The organism is Sinomicrobium oceani (assembly GCF_900119185.1).
Taxonomy (GTDB): Bacteria; Bacteroidota; Bacteroidia; order Flavobacteriales; family Flavobacteriaceae; genus Sinomicrobium; species Sinomicrobium oceani.
In genome coordinates this window covers 20,567-37,867 of sequence record NZ_FPJE01000001.1, presented here as the reverse complement: position 1 = coordinate 37,867, position 17,301 = coordinate 20,567, and the positions used below count along the sequence as shown (strand labels likewise).

Sequence of the window (17,301 nt, the reverse complement as noted above, 5' to 3'; positions counted from 1 at the left end):
TAACTACTATAAAAAAAGCGAGCCTTCCGGGCCCGCTTTTCGTGTGCAATGTATGTTGTAATTCCGGGTAAGGTTAACTTTTTTCTTCCTTGTTGAAATACACCAGATAATAGTACATCTGCTTTTCTTCGTCCCAGCCTTTTTCTACGAATTTTTCGGCAGATTCCGGGTTTACGAAATCCATTTTAATCTGTATGTTGGTGTCGAGGTTGATCACATTCTTGATCTTTTTCCGGGCTTCGGTGACGGCCTTATTGGCAATGGGAAAGCTCGACACGTCCTCGATATGATATTTGGGCCCCTTTTCGGTTTTGTAATGCTTGAATTCGGGGATAAGCTCCGGATTGTCCATCACTTCGTTGAGGAAGTTGGTCTCTTCGAAATCATCATTTTTGGCAAAGTGGTTTACCGCACGGTTCATAAACATCACTTCCTGTTTTTTGTCTTCTGCGGGAAGTACGACATCCTTGGCAAAATCCTGGCAAAATTTGAGGTATTTTTTAGTGATGAAGTTTTCGTCCGTCAGGGCATCCACACTCAAAAAGTTTTCCAGCCAGTACTTGGTATCATAACGGTTGCTGTCTACAGAAAGGATTTTATACCCTTCTTCGCGATTGGTATTGAAGATGATGGCCCCTTTATCCAGTTTATTGATATTTACACCTTGCTGAATGATAATGTCCAGGTTGTTTTCACCTTCGCTGAACTGCAGGAAATCGTGTTTCAACTCACTTTTGAAGATCCCGATAGCATCGACTTTCTGGTTGTCCAGTACCATATCGCTGAAATGAACGATATAAACCTCTCCGCTCTTAATATGGGGGTGGTTGGACTGATCGAACAGGTGCGCCGCTATTTTCTTTGAATTTTCATGTGCACTTGCCGGATTGACAAACATATCGGAAATAAGGTCGAAGAGCGGGTGAAATTCCACATCGACTTCGTTGGCAAACCGGAAATAGTTTTCCTCCTTTTCCCGGAAAGGTTTCAGGAAATATTCTTTGAGGATCCCGGTAATCTCATCGTTCAGGAGATAGGGCTCATTAGAGAGGAATACGCCTTCATTACGGCTTTTATTACCTACCCGGTGTACGGAAAGGCTTTCGATCTGAGATGGATACAGGTTTAGCATATAATTCTGTTATGTAATCAAAAATCCGCAATGATATCCTGGAGTCAATGCGAATTGATATTTTGTGTTAATCAGTGTACGTGTTCCGGTTTTTCCGGCTTTTTCAGTTCCAGTTTTCGTCGAAGTCGAGATTGTCGTAATCGTCGATATCCATTCCGAAATCATTAAAATCTTCGGTCATTCCTTCTTCGGACTCAAATTGTTTTTCCGGGGGAAATTCCGGAAGCTGTCCGTGTGCAAACAGGAGATTCGGGTATGACCTGCCGTCTTCTTTTTCGGCAATATCGGCAAGTTCGATGAAGAAGGTCCACATATTCAGAAAGTCATAGACATAGATAAGCCTGTTGTTCTCTTCGTCTATCACATCGGCAAGTGTGGTTTCGTTCATAAGGCGTACGTCTTCCTGCCCGTCGCCCATATCGAAAAGGGCAATTTCATCGCCTTGATGCCACTCTTCATTACTGAGATAAAAAGAAGCCATTTCGGAACCTTCGAAACCAAAAGCCTGAGTGATGGTATTGTGAAATTCTTCCATGGAATCTTCGGATTCTATTTCAATATCCCTGAAAACGTCTTCTTCCGCATCTAATATTATCCTGAACTTATAAATCATGTGCTATGGATTGTTTTACTGTACGTTATATTCGTTTCCGACTGTAGTGGAAACTTTTGAGCCTGTAAAGTTACAAAGTTTTCGCGGCATGCCGCGTATCGAGTAAAAGATAATACTGTACCCCGAACAGTACCGATGCAAGGACCAGGTGCAATGCCTGGGTGCCGAAAGGGAAATCGAGGTATGCCATAGCAATTCCACTGACGATTTCCAGGCCGATGAGTAGTATCACCCAGTTGACACGGGTAAAATGCAATTGTCTGTTGCGATTGAGAATATATATAAACAGGTTGACTGCCAGAACGAGGATGGAAAAGGACCGGTGCAAATAAAAATCGAGTCCCGGATTATAGAGCCATAATGCCTTTGCGGTATCTCCGACCACTTTCACCTGTTCGTCTACGAATTGCCTGACCTGGGTGCCTAAAACCACCTGTACGAGGGTAAGGATAAGCGTCAGGCGGATAAGGTTGGTAAAAAGCCTGTCTGCTTTAAAAGAGGCTTTGCGGGTTCGTGTAAGATGTAGAATATAGAGGATCAGCGCTACTATTACCAGCGCCATGACCATATGTACCGTAATCTTTACGGGTGCCAGCACCGAATATACCACGGTAGCTCCCAGCCATGCCTGGAATCCCATGCCGAACACGGCAAGCCAGGAGAGCAGGACTACGGCCCGTTTTTCCTTCCGGTATGTAAAAGACGCTATGGCCATAAAAAATGTCGCCATACCGGCCAGGGCTCCCACCAGTCTGTTGATGTATTCTATCCAGGTATGCTTCGGATTGAATATGGCATAATCGTGTTTGGTGTATGCGGCCCAGTTATCGGTGTTATAGGCATTTGAAGTAGTGAAGTCGGTTTTGGCCACCATCAGAGCTTCCTCATGAATGATGACCTGTCCTTTTTTAAAAGTTTTTTGAGGATGCCATAGCAGTTGCGATTCTTCTGTAGGAGGAATATAATATCCGAAACATTTGGGCCAGTCCGGACAGCCCATGCCACTACCTGTCATACGGACAAGCGCACCGGCAACAATAACCATATACACGAGAATCAGTGTTGTTTTGGTTATGGTCCTGAAATTTTTTTTAAACCACACGTGCATGTTGTTGTTTTTAGGTGTTAACCATGTATTTAAAACGGTATTCTTAGGGTTGGGTTTTTTGTTCGTTTATCGGTTTTATTACCGCTCAGCGGGCGTCAGCCCCAGGTCTTTCCCTTTTTTTATCATAAAATCGTATGCCGCTTCATATTCATTCGGGATCTCTCCTTCCAGGATGGCTTCTTTGATTGCGTCTTTAATAAGGCCTATTTCTCTGGAAGGCTTCAGGTCAAAAGTTTTCATGATCTCTTCGCCACTGACCGGGGGCTGAAAATTACGGATATGATCGCGTTCTTCCACTTCCACGATCTTTTGTCGTACGATATGGAAATTCTGGTGATACCGTTTGAATTTTTTCGGATTTTTGGTGGTAATATCGGCTTCACATAAAGTCATGAGGTCTTCTACATGTTCGCCGGCATCAAAAACAAGCCGCCTTACCGCAGAATCGGTAACGGTATCCTGTGCCAGTACAATAGGGCGTGAGCTCATCAGTACCATTTTCTGGACGAATTTCATCTTTTCATTGAGAGGCATGCGCAGACGCTTGAACAGTTTGAATACCATTTTCGAACCTACGAATTCATGTCCGTGAAACGTCCACCCTATTTTTTTATCGAACCTTTTGGTCGGGGCTTTCCCGATATCATGCAACAGCGCAGCCCATCGCAACCAAACATCGTCTGTATTTTCGGAGATATTATCCACCACTTCGAGGGTATGCCAGAAGTTATCTTTATGGCGCTGCCCTTCTTTCTCTTCGATACCTTGCAATCTGGTAAGTTCCGGCAGGATGAGGTGCAAAAGTCCCGTTTTGAACAACAGGCTCAACCCCACGGAAGGTTTGTCGCTTTTCAGTATCTTGTGGAGTTCGTCTACGATACGTTCGCCGGAAATGATCTTTATGCGTTCTTTGTTCCGCGATATGGCTTCGAGCGATTCCGGAAAGATCTTAAAATGTAATTGCGATGCAAAGCGAATGGCTCTGAGCATGCGAAGCGGATCATCGGAATAGGTAATATCGGGATCGAGTGGGGTACGGATCAGTTTTTGTTTCAGGTCATCCACTCCGCCGAAAGGATCGAGCAAATCGCCGAAAGTTTCTTTTCGTAACGATAAGGCAAGGGCGTTGATCGTAAAATCCCGCCGGTTCTGATCGTCCTGCAGGGTCCCGTTTTCTACGACGGGATTGCGGCTGTCCGAACGGTAACTCTCTTTACGTGCTCCTACAAACTCTACTTCAAGGTCGTTCCACCGGAGCATGGCGGTTCCATAGTTTTTAAAGACCTGAACTTTAGGTTTCCGCGGTAATTTTTCAGACACTTTGCGGGCGAGTTCTATACCACTGCCCACGGCTACCACATCGATGTCCTTGGGGATGTCGCGTTGCAACAGGTAGTCACGGACAAAACCGCCGATAACGTAGCTGTCTACATTGAGCTCTGCCGCAGCTTGCGCTATGATGCTGAATATATCTTGTTGTAATGCTTCTCTGTAGTTTGTTACAGTCACTTTTATTCTGAATTTTTATCACCGCTACAGATTTTGTATTGCTGATCACCGATCTGCTGCGGAACTATTCTGCTTTATTATGCCCGTTTGTGTAAAATCGCTCACCGTACTGTATTCCTTGGTTTATTTTCCGGAGCATACCATACCGGCGGTATATCGCGGTTGCCTTATCAACGGGTAGGTATATTTGTGGTACATATATTATTTGCGGATAATCTTTACGACACCGTCTTTGCTGATCTTAATAATAGAGGACGGTTGGCCTCCGCCTGTTTCCCGGTGTAAATTTACTACATAGTCCACACCTTTTAAAATTTCATTGCTGATTTCGGTATAAGATTGCGGGGTGGGCGCACCACTTATATTGGCCGAAGTGGAAACTAATGGCTTGCCGAATTTCCGGATGAGTCTCTGGCAGAAGACATCGGAGGCTACACGAATAGCCAGGGTATTATCGGGAGCAACAAGATTAGCAGCAATTCCCTTGGGATTATCGTATATGATCGTTGTGGGACGTGTTGCAAGGTCTATGACATCGTAGGTGACATCGGCAATCTTGGGGATGTATTTTTCCAGCATGGGAACGTCGGAAACCAGGCATATCAGGGCTTTGGCATCTGGCCGTTTCTTCAGTTCGTAGACTCTGGCTACGGCTTCTTCGTCGGTAGCATCACAACCGATGCCCCAGACGGTATCCGTGGGGTAGAGGAGGAGTCCTCCCTGTTTCAGCGTAGCTACAGCTGTATTGATTTCGTCTTGCATGTTATGGAGAGCATATATTAAACAGTAGTACGGTCTAATTTCAGGTTGAAATAGTCGGTTAACGTCTGCCATTGTTCCCGGTTTTTATCCCTATGTACATTTTCCTTTTTCAAAGAAACGGTCTGGGTTCCGATCACGGGAATAGCTTTTCGTGGCGGACTTGAAGCCTGCCGGGAGACCGTACCGTGGAGTAATGACATGCATTTGAACCAAAGGTCATCGGCTTTTGGCGATAATTTCAGGAAGAGATCGATATCGGTAACTTCTTCAGATAAACAATGGGGAGGATACAAAACTCCTTCTGCGCCTATCGGAAGGACTTTCTCCTGGACAACAGCCTCTTTATCGGGGTATGTCCACGACTTGTATGGCAACAGCACACCATGTTCATCATATCTGATGTACCTGGTCTGGTTACCGATAATACTTTCCGGATATTTGAGGTGTTCCCGGTAGAGCTGATACACCCAGTCGGGCGCATATATAAAGTCGTCATCGCAGGTGATTACGATTTTATCGGGATATTCCTGAAGGGTATGTATCAGTTTTTTATGAGAACAGGTCAACGGAGAAAACCGGATGTGAAAGACATCGCCTTCCAGCCGGGTCAGCGAATCGGGTAGCGTACCTTTCATGGCTTCGTGCAACCATAAAATGATCTTTTCGGGCTGTCTTGCCTGGGCCAGAATACTCCTGATGGTAAGGTGTATTTTATGAATTCTGGAAGGAATTGATGTAAGCGAGACGATAACCGGGAGGTTATTGTCGGAGACTTCCCTCAGTTTTCGTGCCGGAAGCATGGACAGCCTCAAGGCGTGAAAAACTGAAACAGGATATTCTTTGGCTTTCATAAATGTGGTTTACAGGTTGAAAAACGTCATTTTATTTTTGTTGATGTTGCAACAGCCATAGTTTTATGTAACGGGTCATCACACCGTAAGAATTAATATAAGCATTGACAAAACCGGGGAAACCATCCATAAAACCTCTTTTAAGAATGTATTCGCTGAAAAAGCGAAAAGGAGGTTTTACCAGGATGTGAAAGATATTGGCTTTTTTTCCTTTGTCAAACATTTCCCTGGCCTGCAACCAGGCATAATGGTTCTTTTTGCTGACGAAATGATCGAATCCCCTGTAGGTATAATGCAGGATATAATGCTTTAAAGCCCCTCTGGAACCCTCGACAACCAGGTTTTCATGAACCAGTTTGGCACCGAATCGGGCATGTTGTTTTTGAAATAATAAGGTTTTGGTGTCATTCTTTGCCGTTCCGTATTTCATTTGCCTTCCCATGAACATACGAACGGTTTTTACCTCGTACGCTTTATGGGGTTCCGCTTTCCGGATTTCGGAAGCAATCTCTTTCTGTAGCTCGGGAATAATAACCTCATCGGCATCGAGAATGAATATCCACTCGTGTGAAGCACGGTCTATGGCATAGTTTTTCTGGCTGGAAAAATTATCAAATGCTCTCTGACAGACCGTAACCCGATGTTTTTTTGCGATGTCGAGTGTACGGTCCCGGCTGAACGAATCGATAATCAATATTTCATCGGCAAAAGAAGCGGACATGATGGCTTGTTCAATAAACTCCTCTTCATTTAATGTAGGTATGATTATGGTAAGTCCGGCCATGACATATTAAAATAAAATACGTATTTTGATGTTCGGAAACGATAAAAAAATAAATTTAAAACAGTTTCCGGGGCAAAGATATATATCTGTATTCATACTTTTGCCATTATTTAGATAATTCCAAAGGATGCGCGACAAGAAGATTTCGGTAATCATAAGTACCTACAATGCAGAAGCCTGGCTCGAAAAAGTCTTGTGGGGATATAATGCACAGACATTCAGAGATTTTGAAATGGTCATTGCCGATGACGGGTCACGGCCTTCCACCAAAGCGCTGCTCGATCGTATGCAGGCGGAGGTTTTTTACCCGATAATCCATGTATGGCAGGAAGATGAAGGTTTTCAGAAGTCGAGAATACTCAATAAAGCTGTAGAACGATGTGCTGCGGAATATATCGTTATGAGTGACGGGGATTGTGTTCCGAGGAAAGATTTCCTGGAAGTTCATGCGGAATATATGGAGGAAGGATATTTTCTTTCGGGCGGATATTTTATGTTACCGATGCCGATATCCGAAGCGATCTCCCGGGAAGACATCGAAGCCGGACGTTGTTTTGATGTGCAATGGCTCAAAGCAAACGGATTGAAATCTTCTTTTAAGAATAACAAGCTGACCTCGGCGGGCTTCAAGGCCAGGTTACTGAATAAGGTTACTCCGACGGGAGCTACCTGGAACGGACATAATGCTTCCGGATGGAAAAAGGATATTGTGGCTGTGAACGGTTTTGACGAACGTATGCAGTATGGCGGACAGGATCGCGAGTTGGGAGAGCGATTGATGAATTACGGGATCAGGGGGAAACAGATACGTTACAGTGCCATATGTGTACACCTGGATCATGCCCGGGGATATAAAACCCCGGAATCCATAGCAAAAAATCAGGCTATCCGGAAACATACCAGGGAGAGTAAGTGTATATGGACAAATTTTGGTATCAGGAAAGAAGCATAACAGATGGTAAAAAAGAATATTTTGGTAACCGGTGCTGCCGGATTTATAGGTTCGCATCTTTCGGAGCGTTTGTCTGCCGAAGGTCATGAAGTTTACGGAGTAGATAATTTTTCGGATTATTACGATGTTACGCTCAAAAAGAGAAATGTGGAAGCTATAACTGCTGCAGGAGTACATTTTACGGAAGCCGATCTTACCGGTTCGCTTACGGGAACACTGAAAGGAGGGATGGATTATGTATTTCATTTTGCAGCACAACCGGGAATATCTCCTGATGTTTCCCTCCAAGAATATGTGAGGAATAATATTTTTGCAACCCAGAACCTGTTGAATTGGGTGATTTCGGAAAACAGGGATATAGAGTTGTTTGTCAATATAGCGACGTCTTCTGTTTACGGAAAGGAAGCTACACTGCCCGAATCTGCCGTACCCGAACCCATATCTTTTTACGGGACCACCAAACTTGCAGCGGAACAATTGGTTTTGGGAGAACAGCGTGTCGGTAAACTCAGGGCTTGTTCCCTTCGTTTATACTCCGTATACGGCCCGAGAGAACGGCCGGAAAAGTTGTACACCAAGCTTATTAAATCGATTTATGAAGAAAAATATTTTCCGCTTTTCGAAGGGAGTGAAAAACACTCCAGAAGTTTTACCTATGTCGGGGATATTATCGATGGAATTGCTGCCGTTATCGGCAGGGAAGCGCAGGTGTCGGGCGAAATTATAAATATTGGCTCGGATAAGGAATACACCACAGGAGAAGGAATTGCCCTGATCGAGCGGATCACCGGGAAAAAGGCAAAGATCGAAAAAACTCCTCCGCGTCCTGGCGACCAGTTGCGAACAACAGCCCTGATCGATAAGGCCCGTAAATTGCTGGAATATAACCCTTCTACGTCTTTTGAAGAAGGCCTGGCAAAGCAAGTGAGCTGGTACAGGGATAATTTTTTGAATCTTTGAACAAAGAAAGTATAACGAAATTTTGGAAAGTGTTATGAAAGATAATTTTTCCGGACATTCCGATAGTTATTCGAAATTCCGCCCTGGATACCGCTCGGAACTGATATCCTATCTCGTATCTCTGACGAAAAGACAGCAATGTGCCTGGGATTGCGGTACAGGCAACGGACAGCTTGCTGTGAAACTGGCCGCATATTTCGATGAAGTCTATGCTACGGATCTCAGTGAGAACCAGCTCAGAAATGCCACGCCCAAAAACAATATACAGTATAGAACGGAGCAGGCCGAGAAAACTTCTTTCGATGCCTCGCAGTTCGATCTGATCACTGTGGCACAGGCTATACACTGGTTCGATTTTGACGCGTTTTATGCCGAAGTCAGACGTACGCTTCGTGAAGATGGGGTGCTGGCCATAGTGGGATATGCACTTTTACAGGTGGATGAAAGCACGGATAAAGTGATACAAAAACTGTATTCGGATATTGTAGGCCCGTACTGGGACCCGGAAAGAAAATATATCGAAGACCTTTATAAAACCATTCCCTTTCCTTTTCATGAAGAAAAGACACCCGTATTCCACGATGAATATCAATGGACCCTGGAGCAACTCATGGGGTATCTGGAAACCTGGTCTGCCGTAAAACATTATATGCGTGACCGGGGAGAGAACCCGATAACCCTGATCAGCGAGACACTCAAACAAAGTTGGGAAGGCTTTGATACCAAGACGGTGACTTTCCCTATTATGTTGCGCGTAGGAAGGCTTTGATTTTTGGGAAATGTTATCTTGTTAATAGTTGTAGTCTATTGATTAGTAGATTTTTATAATTTAAAAGTATAGATGTAAGGACACCAGGAATATAATCTTTTATATTTTTGTTGATGTAAAATACCTGAAAATGGCTAAGAACACCTCCATAAGATCGAAAAAAACATCTTTTGATTTCTCAAAATCCAAAGGAGAAAGACTTCGATGGCGATCTTTAAAGGCTGTAATGAGAATGAAAATAAACCTAAAGGATCATTTAAAAGAGGGACAAGAAGAAAATTGTGACAGTAAGAATACTCCTCTTTTACTTCCGTAATGAAATTAACTGTATCCGGTTATTCTATTAAATTTATCCAAACTCACCCTGAAAATACATATCACTGCAAAAGATATGTTTATAAATTTCATTCTCCGAGAACCCAATTGCATTATATAATCAATGCCGATTATCATAAGTATGATTTTTTTGCAGTAAAATTCTATGCGAAAAAAGATAGAAGAAGTGAAGGGAAGTTCTCAAATGTTGTCAATAAAGGAGATGTGAATAATATATTAGTGACATGCGCCAAGGTAATTCCTATACTCCTGAAGGATTTTCCATATGCTTCATTCGGTTTTATCGGATCTAGGACAATAGATGTAAGGGCTCAAAAAGTTGAAAGTTATAGAAATAATCAACGATATAGGTTATATCGATATCATATTCCACAATTAATTGGTAACAAGACTTTTATGCATAAATCGTTTGTGGATACAAGTTCCTATCTTTTACTGAACCGGAATATTGGTGGGGATTTAAAGGTTCATGAAAATAATATTACTGAAATGATTATTGAAACCTATCCAGATTTATTGAACTTATAATATTTTCATTTGAAGTTAAACGGAACTGCCCAGATATTTAAGGAATAAAAACAGGTTTTGACATATGAAAAAGAGAGGAATTATAAGAAGATTGAGTCTTGAGCGCGATGGTCCCCTGAAAATATTATAGCGAATTCGCACTGAAATTTCAGAGCTATACCGGAATCCCGGCATAGTCCCGAAAGCTGCTTAACTCTTATATCCCGAATCGATTTTCACAACTCGGAAATGTGTCACTCGTTTATTCTACCCGTTAATATTCCGATGAAAAATGCAGTTTTACGGACGGGTATTTCTGTTGTGTCATCTGTATGGAAAAGGAGGAATCGGCCAGAAATACCAGTTGTCCCTGTTTATCCGTAGCAAGGAATTTTTGTTTTACTCTTTTGAATTCCGTGTATTCCTCGCTTTTGGGATCATCCGGTTCTATCCAGCATGCCTTGTGGACGGGAAAGTTTTCATACGTACATTTTGCACCGTATTCGTGCTCCAGCCGGTATTGTATAACCTCGTATTGCAGTGCGCCTACAGTACCTATCACTTTACGGCCGTTGAGTTGGAGTGTGAATAACTGGGCGACTCCTTCGTCCATAAGCTGATCTATTCCTTTGGCCAGTTGTTTGGCTTTCATCGGGTCGGCATTGTTGATGTAGCGGAAGTGTTCCGGGGAAAAACTCGGGATACCCTTGAAATTAAGGATTTCACCTTCGGTAAGTGTGTCCCCGATCTTGAAGTTTCCCGTGTCGTGCAATCCCACGATATCCCCGGCGTAGGAGATATCCACGATTTCCTTTTTTTCCGCAAAAAAAGCATTCGGACTGGAAAACTTGAGTTTTTTGTTGTGTCTTACATGTAGATAAGGGGTATTCCTTTCGAAGGTTCCGGAAACGATTTTGATAAAAGCAAGCCGGTCCCTGTGTTTGGGATCCATGTTCGCGTGAATTTTAAAAACGAATCCTGAAAAAGTTTCTTCTTCCGGTTTTACCAGACGTTCTTCACTTTGTTTTGGCCTTGGAAAAGGCGCTATTTCGATAAAGCAGTCCAGCAGTTCCCGCACTCCGAAATTGTTCAGAGCAGATCCGAAAAACACAGGTTGTAATTCTCCTTTAAGATAAGCTTCGCGATCGAATTCCGGATATACACCATGTACGAGTTCCAGGTTTTCGCGGAGTGCCCCGGCAGCATGTGCCCCGATAATCTGATCGAGTTCCGGGTCTTCTACATGGTCAAAAGCGATGGTCTCTTCGATATTCTTTTTACTGTCCCCGCTAAAGAGGTTGATATTCTTTTCCCAGATATTGTAAATCCCTTTGAAATCATAGCCCATACCTATGGGGAAGCTGAGTGGGGTAACCTGTAATCCGAGTTTCTGTTCGACCTCGTCGAGGAGGTCAAAGGCGTCTTTTCCTTCCCGGTCAAGCTTGTTGATAAATACGATCATGGGAATATTTCGCATACGGCACACCTGGACCAGTTTTTCGGTTTGTTCCTCGACCCCTTTTGCCACATCGATCACCACGATCACACTGTCTACAGCAGTGAGGGTACGGAACGTATCTTCAGCGAAATCCTTGTGCCCGGGCGTATCGAGAATATTTATTTTTTTATCCCTGTAGTTAAAGGCCAGTACGGAGGTGGCTACGGAGATACCTCTCTGCCTTTCTATTTCCATAAAGTCACTCGTCGCTCCCTTCTTGATCTTGTTACTTTTTACGGCACCGGCTTCCTGTATCGCTCCCCCGAAAAGCAGTAACTTTTCTGTTAATGTGGTTTTTCCCGCATCGGGGTGTGAAATGATTCCGAAGGTTCTCCTCTTATTGATCTCTTTAACTAAACTCATAAATCTCGTATTGCGGTTGCAAAAATAACATTATAATGCATATAGGTAAAAGTGAAGGGAAGATGTTTTTGTACAATATTGCCTAAAGTATTCCGCGATCATACCATTTTAAAGTTTTATGCCTGAAATTTCAAGCCAAGTATATTCTTTTGTCCGGTTGCTACAGGATAAATACTCCACCGCCGGTCTTACTGTATCTGTACTTTCGCATGGGGAGCCTAAAAAATATTTCGGTAAAATCGCATTTTGAAACTTTATAGGTATATTAGTGCTTTTAAAAGTGTCTTTTGGAGAATATAAAACCGATAAGATATATTTTTTGGGATAAAATGTGATATTATGCATAAAAAAATACTACTGTTACTGCTTTTTGGGGTAAGCTGGTCTTACGGACAGCAATATACAGTTGCTGATCGTTATTTTGAGAAACTGGCTTATGTGAAATCAGCAGAACTTTATGGAAATCTGGTCAAGAAGGGAGATTCTTCCATGCATGTGTTAAGCCGGTTGGGAGACTCGTATTACTATAATACCAACATGAAAGAAGCAGCGAAGTGGTATGACATATTACTTGCAAAATACGGTAATGAAGTAAAACCCGATTATCTCTTTCGTTACGCCCAGGCCCTGAAGGGTAATGAAAAATATGATGAAGCTTTACGATGGATGCGGGCTTCTGCCGAAAGAGGAGGGAGTGATCCGGAAATGCTGAGGTTGCTGGAAGAGGGGGATTACTACACCCGCCTGAATAATCCCAAAGCAAGGCTTTTCGGAAATCTGCACAATCTCAGTCTGAATACGGAGTATTCGGATTTCGGAGGTTTTATCCAGGGAAATACGTTCTATTTTGCTTCGACACGGCCTTCAAAAGGACGGACCAAACTCTATGACTGGAATAAACAACCTTTTCTAAATATATACATCGGTAACCGGATCGGTAATGAGGTGGATGAAGTCCGTAAACTGGAAGGAGAGATCAATACACAGTATCATGAAGCAACGATAGCCATTACTTCAGATGGGCAGACGATGTATTTCACCAGGGATAATTCGGACAACGGGAAGAAATCGAAGAAAGATGAGGAGGGTACCGTGCACCTGCAATTATATAAAGCTTCACGTAACGAAGACGGGGAGTGGGGAAACATAACAGAATTACCTTTTAATGACGTTAGCTATTCCGTAGGGCATCCGGCACTGAGCCCGGATGAAAAAAAACTGTATTTTGTTTCCGATATGCCCGGCGGCTATGGTGTTACGGATATTTATGTAGTGGACATACGGGATGACGGCAGTTATGGAGAACCTGAAAACCTGGGGAAGACGATTAATACCAGGGGCAGAGAAATGTTTCCTTTTATTGATAAAGACGGGACACTTTATTTTGCTTCCAACGGTCACCCGGGACTGGGAGGGCTCGATATTCTGAAGAGTGAACCCCTCGAGGGCGGATTTGGCAGCGTGGAGAACCCCGGAGTACCCATAAACAGTGCTCTTGACGACTTTGCTTTTGTCATGAACAATGATAAGACCGAAGGCTACCTTTCCTCCAACAGGCTGGGTGGGAAAGGCGATGATGATATCTACCATTTTACGGCCAGGGAATGTATGGTGCGCATAAGCGGTAGCATTACCGACAGTCGTACGGAAGAACCCCTCATCGATGCTGCTGTTCGTCTTATAGAGCCCGGAGGCGGTGTAGTGGGCAGGACCCTGACTGATGTGGACGGGAGGTATGTGCTGAAGGGAGACTGTCTGGAAGGCTCCTATACCGTGATCGCAGAACAGGAAGATTACCGTTCCGGGCAAAAGGAAGTTGATGTTAACGGTAAAGAAGAAACAAAAGCCGATATTGCGCTGACCCCCCTTATTATAGCCGATGAAATAGTGATCAATCCCATATACTTTGATTATAACCAATGGGCAATACGTCCTGATGCCGGGTATGAGCTGGAACATATCGTAAACGTTATGAATGCCCATCCGGAGATGGTCATTAAGATCGAAGCCCATACCGACTCCCGCGGAAATGATATGTACAATGAAAAACTTTCGGATAACAGGGCCAAGGCTACCCGTGATTATATTTATTCCAGGGGAATTGCCGAAGACCGTATAGAAAGTGCCATCGGTTACGGAGAAAAAAGACTGCTGAACCATTGTGCAAACGGAGTCGATTGCACCGAAGAAGAGCATCAGCTGAATCGAAGATCTTCATTTATCATTGTAAAAAGATAGTTGTTTCAAACGGTCTTTAGTTCTTTATCTGTGAAACTTCGGACAGGGTAACCTGTTCTTCGGCTGTGTTGCCCCAGGAATTGAGAATATAGTTCATAACGTCTGCAACTTCTTCATCGGTAAGGCCGAGAGGGGCCATAAAGTTGTTATACGTGGTGCCGTTTACGGTGATCTCCCCGCTTTGTCCGTACTTCACGGCATGGATTGCAGCCTTCCGGTTTTGCAAAAGATAGTCCGAACCGGCCAGCGGAGGATAAACCCCTTCGACCCCTTTACCGTCAGGCAGATGACAGTTGGTACAAAAATCCGCATACAGTTCTTTACCGCTTGCTATGCTTTCTTCAAGGGTTTTTTCCTGTTTCAGGAAAATAAAGGCGGAAATGATGCCGATACCATACAGAGAAAAGAGTAGTTTCATAGGATAGAGTTTTTAGTGCTTCGCTGCTGGGGTGCCGTTACCTGGTTATGGCTTGGGCCTGTTGTGAGATTGCCGTGTTTTAATTGTATTCAAGATACTAAATTAGATGAAGAAACGGGTGAAAGCGGTTATTATTTTTAATGAAATTCGTTCTTGCATACCGGTCTGGCTCTTGTTCCTGATAAAATTTCAGTGTAAGTTTGTGGGATGAAGAAAATTATTATACCCATACTGATCATCTTTTTTGCCGCCTGTAAAGAGAAACAGGAGAAACAACGCATGCCCGAAAAGCCGGTTGAAGTACAGGAGGTCCCTGAAGATACGGTTCCAGAACCGGAGGAGAAAAAAGAACCGGAACGGCGGATGTTATCACTGGATGGTGTGGCAGATACGACTTTTGTTCGTTTGCGGGACTACAGCACAGATTTTGTATACGATCTGAAGTATGCAACGGATGATAATTTCCTGAAAACCGTAGTGTACGATTGTGCGGAGTGCTATGTGCGTGCCGTAACGGCCAGGGCATTAGTAGCTGCAAATGCGGAATTCAGGAAACAGGGATACCGGATTAAGTTTTTCGACTGTTACCGTCCTCATGATGTGCAGAAAAGAATGTGGAAAATAGTCCCTAATCCGCAGTATGTGGCCAACCCGGCCAGGGGGTCCATTCACAATAAGGGAGGTGCTGTGGATATCACCCTGGTGGATAACAATGGCAATGAACTCGACATGGGAACCGGTTTTGATTTTTTCGGAAAAGAAGCACATCACGATTATACCGGGCATTCCGAAGATATACTGAACAACAGAAAACTATTGAAAGAAACTATGGAAAAGCACGGTTTCTGGGGGATTCGAACCGAATGGTGGCATTACAATCTGAGTAGCGCTTCCAATGGCAAAGTGGCAAATTTCCGGTGGGATTGTGAATAGAGAAACAGTCCGATCTGCAAAACAAAATGCCCGTTCCGGCCGGAACGGGCATTTTGTTTTGCACTGTATCACACGATTATTTGACGAATACATCCGGATAGGTTCCCGGATTCACGATCGGAATTGTGGAATTATAAGTTTGGTTGATAGCTTCTATAAAAGCATTAGCTATCATGGCATATCCTTTGGCTGTCGGGTGCACCCCGTCCAGAGAAAATGCTTTTCCCGTGGCGTAGGTGGAGGTAAGCATCCCCCCGTCATACGGAATACCGGTTTCTGCAACCTGTGTCAGCATGGCCCTGGCATCGACAAAAGCGAGTCCGTACTGGTCGGCAAGTCCTTTTATGGTAGCGTTGAATTGTGTCTGTGCGTTGGCAACGAGTTCCTGTTCTTCCGGGGTGAGTACCCATTGATCTCCCAGGGGAACGGAAACGCCGTTTACTTTTGTCGGGTCACCTCCTACGGTTGTACCGATAAAGGAAGAGGCAGTCAGCACGATCAGGTCTTCTGCTGTGGTTTGTCTCAGGTTCGGAATGTCTTCCCCGGTTAAAGGGTTTTGCAATGGCGTAAGATCTTCATCTTCGATCACTGCGGGGTTATTGGTGCTCGCCTGGAAATTGATTGTTCTCCTCTGTGCTTCTTCCTGGTCTATGGCTCCGAGGAAGACAAACAGGGATAAAGCCTGATTGTATTCGGCATAGCCCTGGTTTACCTGGTCGGCTGTAGCCTGATCCATAGGGATCGGGGCATAGGGCACGGTAGTAAAATACGGGATAGAAGTGACGTCCGGAATATTAGCTACAGCCCCTTTGGCTCCATTTGCAGTAAGGGCGGTAAGCAGGCTGTTGTACACGGATGCAAATACGTTGGGATCGGTAATATCATTACTGCCATAGGTAGCCGGATTGATATTTCCCGCCTGGTCTTCACCGACGCCTCCGGACGTGGCAAAAGCCAGGATATCATTATTACCTATCCATAATGTAAAGAAAGTCGGATTCTGTGCCGCGGCATCGGCGATGACCGATGTACCGGCAGAAGAGGCAAACCTGACGAAATACGGATTGGCCGTACTTCCTACCCCCGCAACATTACCGTAACCCTCGGCGGCCAGATGAAATATCTTGGCTCCGGGAACCCCCATGTTGTTAAACGGTCCTTCCAGAGTATTTGTTATTTCCGTAGTGGGGGTTTCATCGAGATTTACGGGAGAAGGGTTTCCGTCGGCATCGAATTCAAGGATCATCCGGGTATCTGCGATTTGTGTACCGTTCAGTAGAAGTCCGCCGAAATTGTCATCGACGAGCGGCTGCGTAAAAGTGCCTCCTCCTGCATGAGCAAACTGTTCTGCCATCATGTTCGGGTAGGAGTTTCGCTGTCCCTGTACGTAGAGTGCATTATCCGCGTATCCTGCGGTAAGCGAGTTGCCTACGGCCACGTAGTTGGAGAAATCCGCATCTCCTGCGGAGTAAAACCCGGAATCGCTTACTTCTCTGTCGAACTCGGGTTCGCAGGCAGCTAATCCTAATGCTATGAGTGCTAATAGTTTTATATTTTTTTTCATTGCT

At 44.2% G+C, this 17,301-nt stretch carries 16 protein-coding genes; 6 read left to right on the top strand and 10 right to left on the bottom strand.

Going from position 1 to position 17,301, the window contains the following annotated elements:
• Window positions 1–73: 73 nt before the first annotated feature.
• The 7 genes from BT112_RS00200 to BT112_RS00170 all read right to left on the bottom strand — a co-directional run bounded on the left by BT112_RS00200 (window position 74) and on the right by BT112_RS00170 (window position 6,759).
• Window positions 74–1,132, bottom strand: a complete 1,059-nt coding sequence (locus BT112_RS00200; protein ID WP_072315288.1) for a nucleoid-associated protein — start codon at window positions 1,130–1,132, stop codon at window positions 74–76.
• A gap of 103 nt (window positions 1,133–1,235) precedes the next feature.
• Window positions 1,236–1,745 carry an IS1096 element passenger TnpR family protein gene (locus BT112_RS00195; protein ID WP_072315287.1) on the bottom strand — a complete coding sequence of 170 codons (510 nt, stop codon included), beginning with the start codon at window positions 1,743–1,745 and terminating at the stop codon, window positions 1,236–1,238.
• 70 nt (window positions 1,746–1,815) lie between these two features.
• On the bottom strand, window positions 1,816–2,847 hold the full coding sequence (locus tag BT112_RS00190) for a COX15/CtaA family protein (RefSeq protein WP_262507629.1): 1,032 nt from the start codon (window positions 2,845–2,847) through the stop codon (window positions 1,816–1,818).
• A gap of 84 nt (window positions 2,848–2,931) precedes the next feature.
• Window positions 2,932–4,362 carry a CCA tRNA nucleotidyltransferase gene (locus BT112_RS00185; protein WP_072315285.1) on the bottom strand — a complete coding sequence of 477 codons (1,431 nt, stop codon included), beginning with the start codon at window positions 4,360–4,362 and terminating at the stop codon, window positions 2,932–2,934.
• 201 nt (window positions 4,363–4,563) lie between these two features.
• A complete protein-coding gene (locus BT112_RS00180; RefSeq protein ID WP_072315284.1) occupies window positions 4,564–5,124 on the bottom strand; it encodes an L-threonylcarbamoyladenylate synthase in 561 nt (186 codons plus the stop codon).
• Window positions 5,125–5,141: 17 nt separating this feature from the next.
• Complete coding sequence (locus BT112_RS00175; protein ID WP_072315283.1) at window positions 5,142–5,975, bottom strand: hypothetical protein; 834 nt, start codon at window positions 5,973–5,975, stop codon at window positions 5,142–5,144.
• 31 nt (window positions 5,976–6,006) lie between these two features.
• Window positions 6,007–6,759, bottom strand: coding sequence for a glycosyltransferase family 2 protein (locus BT112_RS00170; RefSeq protein WP_072315282.1), 753 nt, complete (start codon window positions 6,757–6,759; stop codon window positions 6,007–6,009).
• A gap of 127 nt (window positions 6,760–6,886) precedes the next feature.
• Here BT112_RS00170 and BT112_RS00165 point away from each other — a divergent pair, with 127 nt between their 5' ends.
• The 4 genes from BT112_RS00165 (at window position 6,887) to BT112_RS00145 (ending at window position 10,304) form a co-directional block, all read left to right on the top strand.
• Window positions 6,887–7,711 (top strand): glycosyltransferase family 2 protein, encoded by an 825-nt coding sequence (locus BT112_RS00165; protein WP_072315281.1) that lies wholly within the window; start codon window positions 6,887–6,889, stop codon window positions 7,709–7,711.
• Window positions 7,712–7,714: 3 nt separating this feature from the next.
• Window positions 7,715–8,671, top strand: coding sequence for an NAD-dependent epimerase/dehydratase family protein (locus BT112_RS00160; RefSeq protein ID WP_072315280.1), 957 nt, complete (start codon window positions 7,715–7,717; stop codon window positions 8,669–8,671).
• A 34-nt stretch (window positions 8,672–8,705) separates the two neighbouring features.
• On the top strand, window positions 8,706–9,440 hold the full coding sequence (locus BT112_RS00155) for a class I SAM-dependent methyltransferase (protein ID WP_072315279.1): 735 nt from the start codon (window positions 8,706–8,708) through the stop codon (window positions 9,438–9,440).
• A 315-nt stretch (window positions 9,441–9,755) separates the two neighbouring features.
• Window positions 9,756–10,304 carry a hypothetical protein gene (locus BT112_RS00145; RefSeq protein WP_072315277.1) on the top strand — a complete coding sequence of 183 codons (549 nt, stop codon included), beginning with the start codon at window positions 9,756–9,758 and terminating at the stop codon, window positions 10,302–10,304.
• Window positions 10,305–10,557: 253 nt separating this feature from the next.
• Here BT112_RS00145 and BT112_RS00140 read toward each other — a convergent pair whose 3' ends face one another.
• On the bottom strand, window positions 10,558–12,144 hold the full coding sequence (locus BT112_RS00140; RefSeq protein WP_072315276.1) for a peptide chain release factor 3: 1,587 nt from the start codon (window positions 12,142–12,144) through the stop codon (window positions 10,558–10,560).
• A gap of 339 nt (window positions 12,145–12,483) precedes the next feature.
• Here BT112_RS00140 and BT112_RS00130 point away from each other — a divergent pair, with 339 nt between their 5' ends.
• A complete protein-coding gene (locus tag BT112_RS00130; RefSeq protein WP_072315274.1) occupies window positions 12,484–14,382 on the top strand; it encodes an OmpA family protein in 1,899 nt (632 codons plus the stop codon).
• 16 nt (window positions 14,383–14,398) lie between these two features.
• Here BT112_RS00130 and BT112_RS00125 read toward each other — a convergent pair whose 3' ends face one another.
• Window positions 14,399–14,800, bottom strand: coding sequence for a c-type cytochrome (locus tag BT112_RS00125; protein ID WP_072315273.1), 402 nt, complete (start codon window positions 14,798–14,800; stop codon window positions 14,399–14,401).
• A 207-nt stretch (window positions 14,801–15,007) separates the two neighbouring features.
• Between BT112_RS00125 and BT112_RS00120 the strand changes: the two genes are divergently transcribed.
• Window positions 15,008–15,733 carry a M15 family metallopeptidase gene (locus tag BT112_RS00120; RefSeq protein WP_072315272.1) on the top strand — a complete coding sequence of 242 codons (726 nt, stop codon included), beginning with the start codon at window positions 15,008–15,010 and terminating at the stop codon, window positions 15,731–15,733.
• Window positions 15,734–15,809: 76 nt separating this feature from the next.
• Here BT112_RS00120 and BT112_RS00115 read toward each other — a convergent pair whose 3' ends face one another.
• Window positions 15,810–17,297: an SGNH/GDSL hydrolase family protein gene (locus BT112_RS00115; protein ID WP_072315271.1), complete on the bottom strand. Its 1,488-nt coding sequence runs from the start codon at window positions 17,295–17,297 to the stop codon at window positions 15,810–15,812.
• Window positions 17,298–17,301 lie beyond the last annotated feature (4 nt).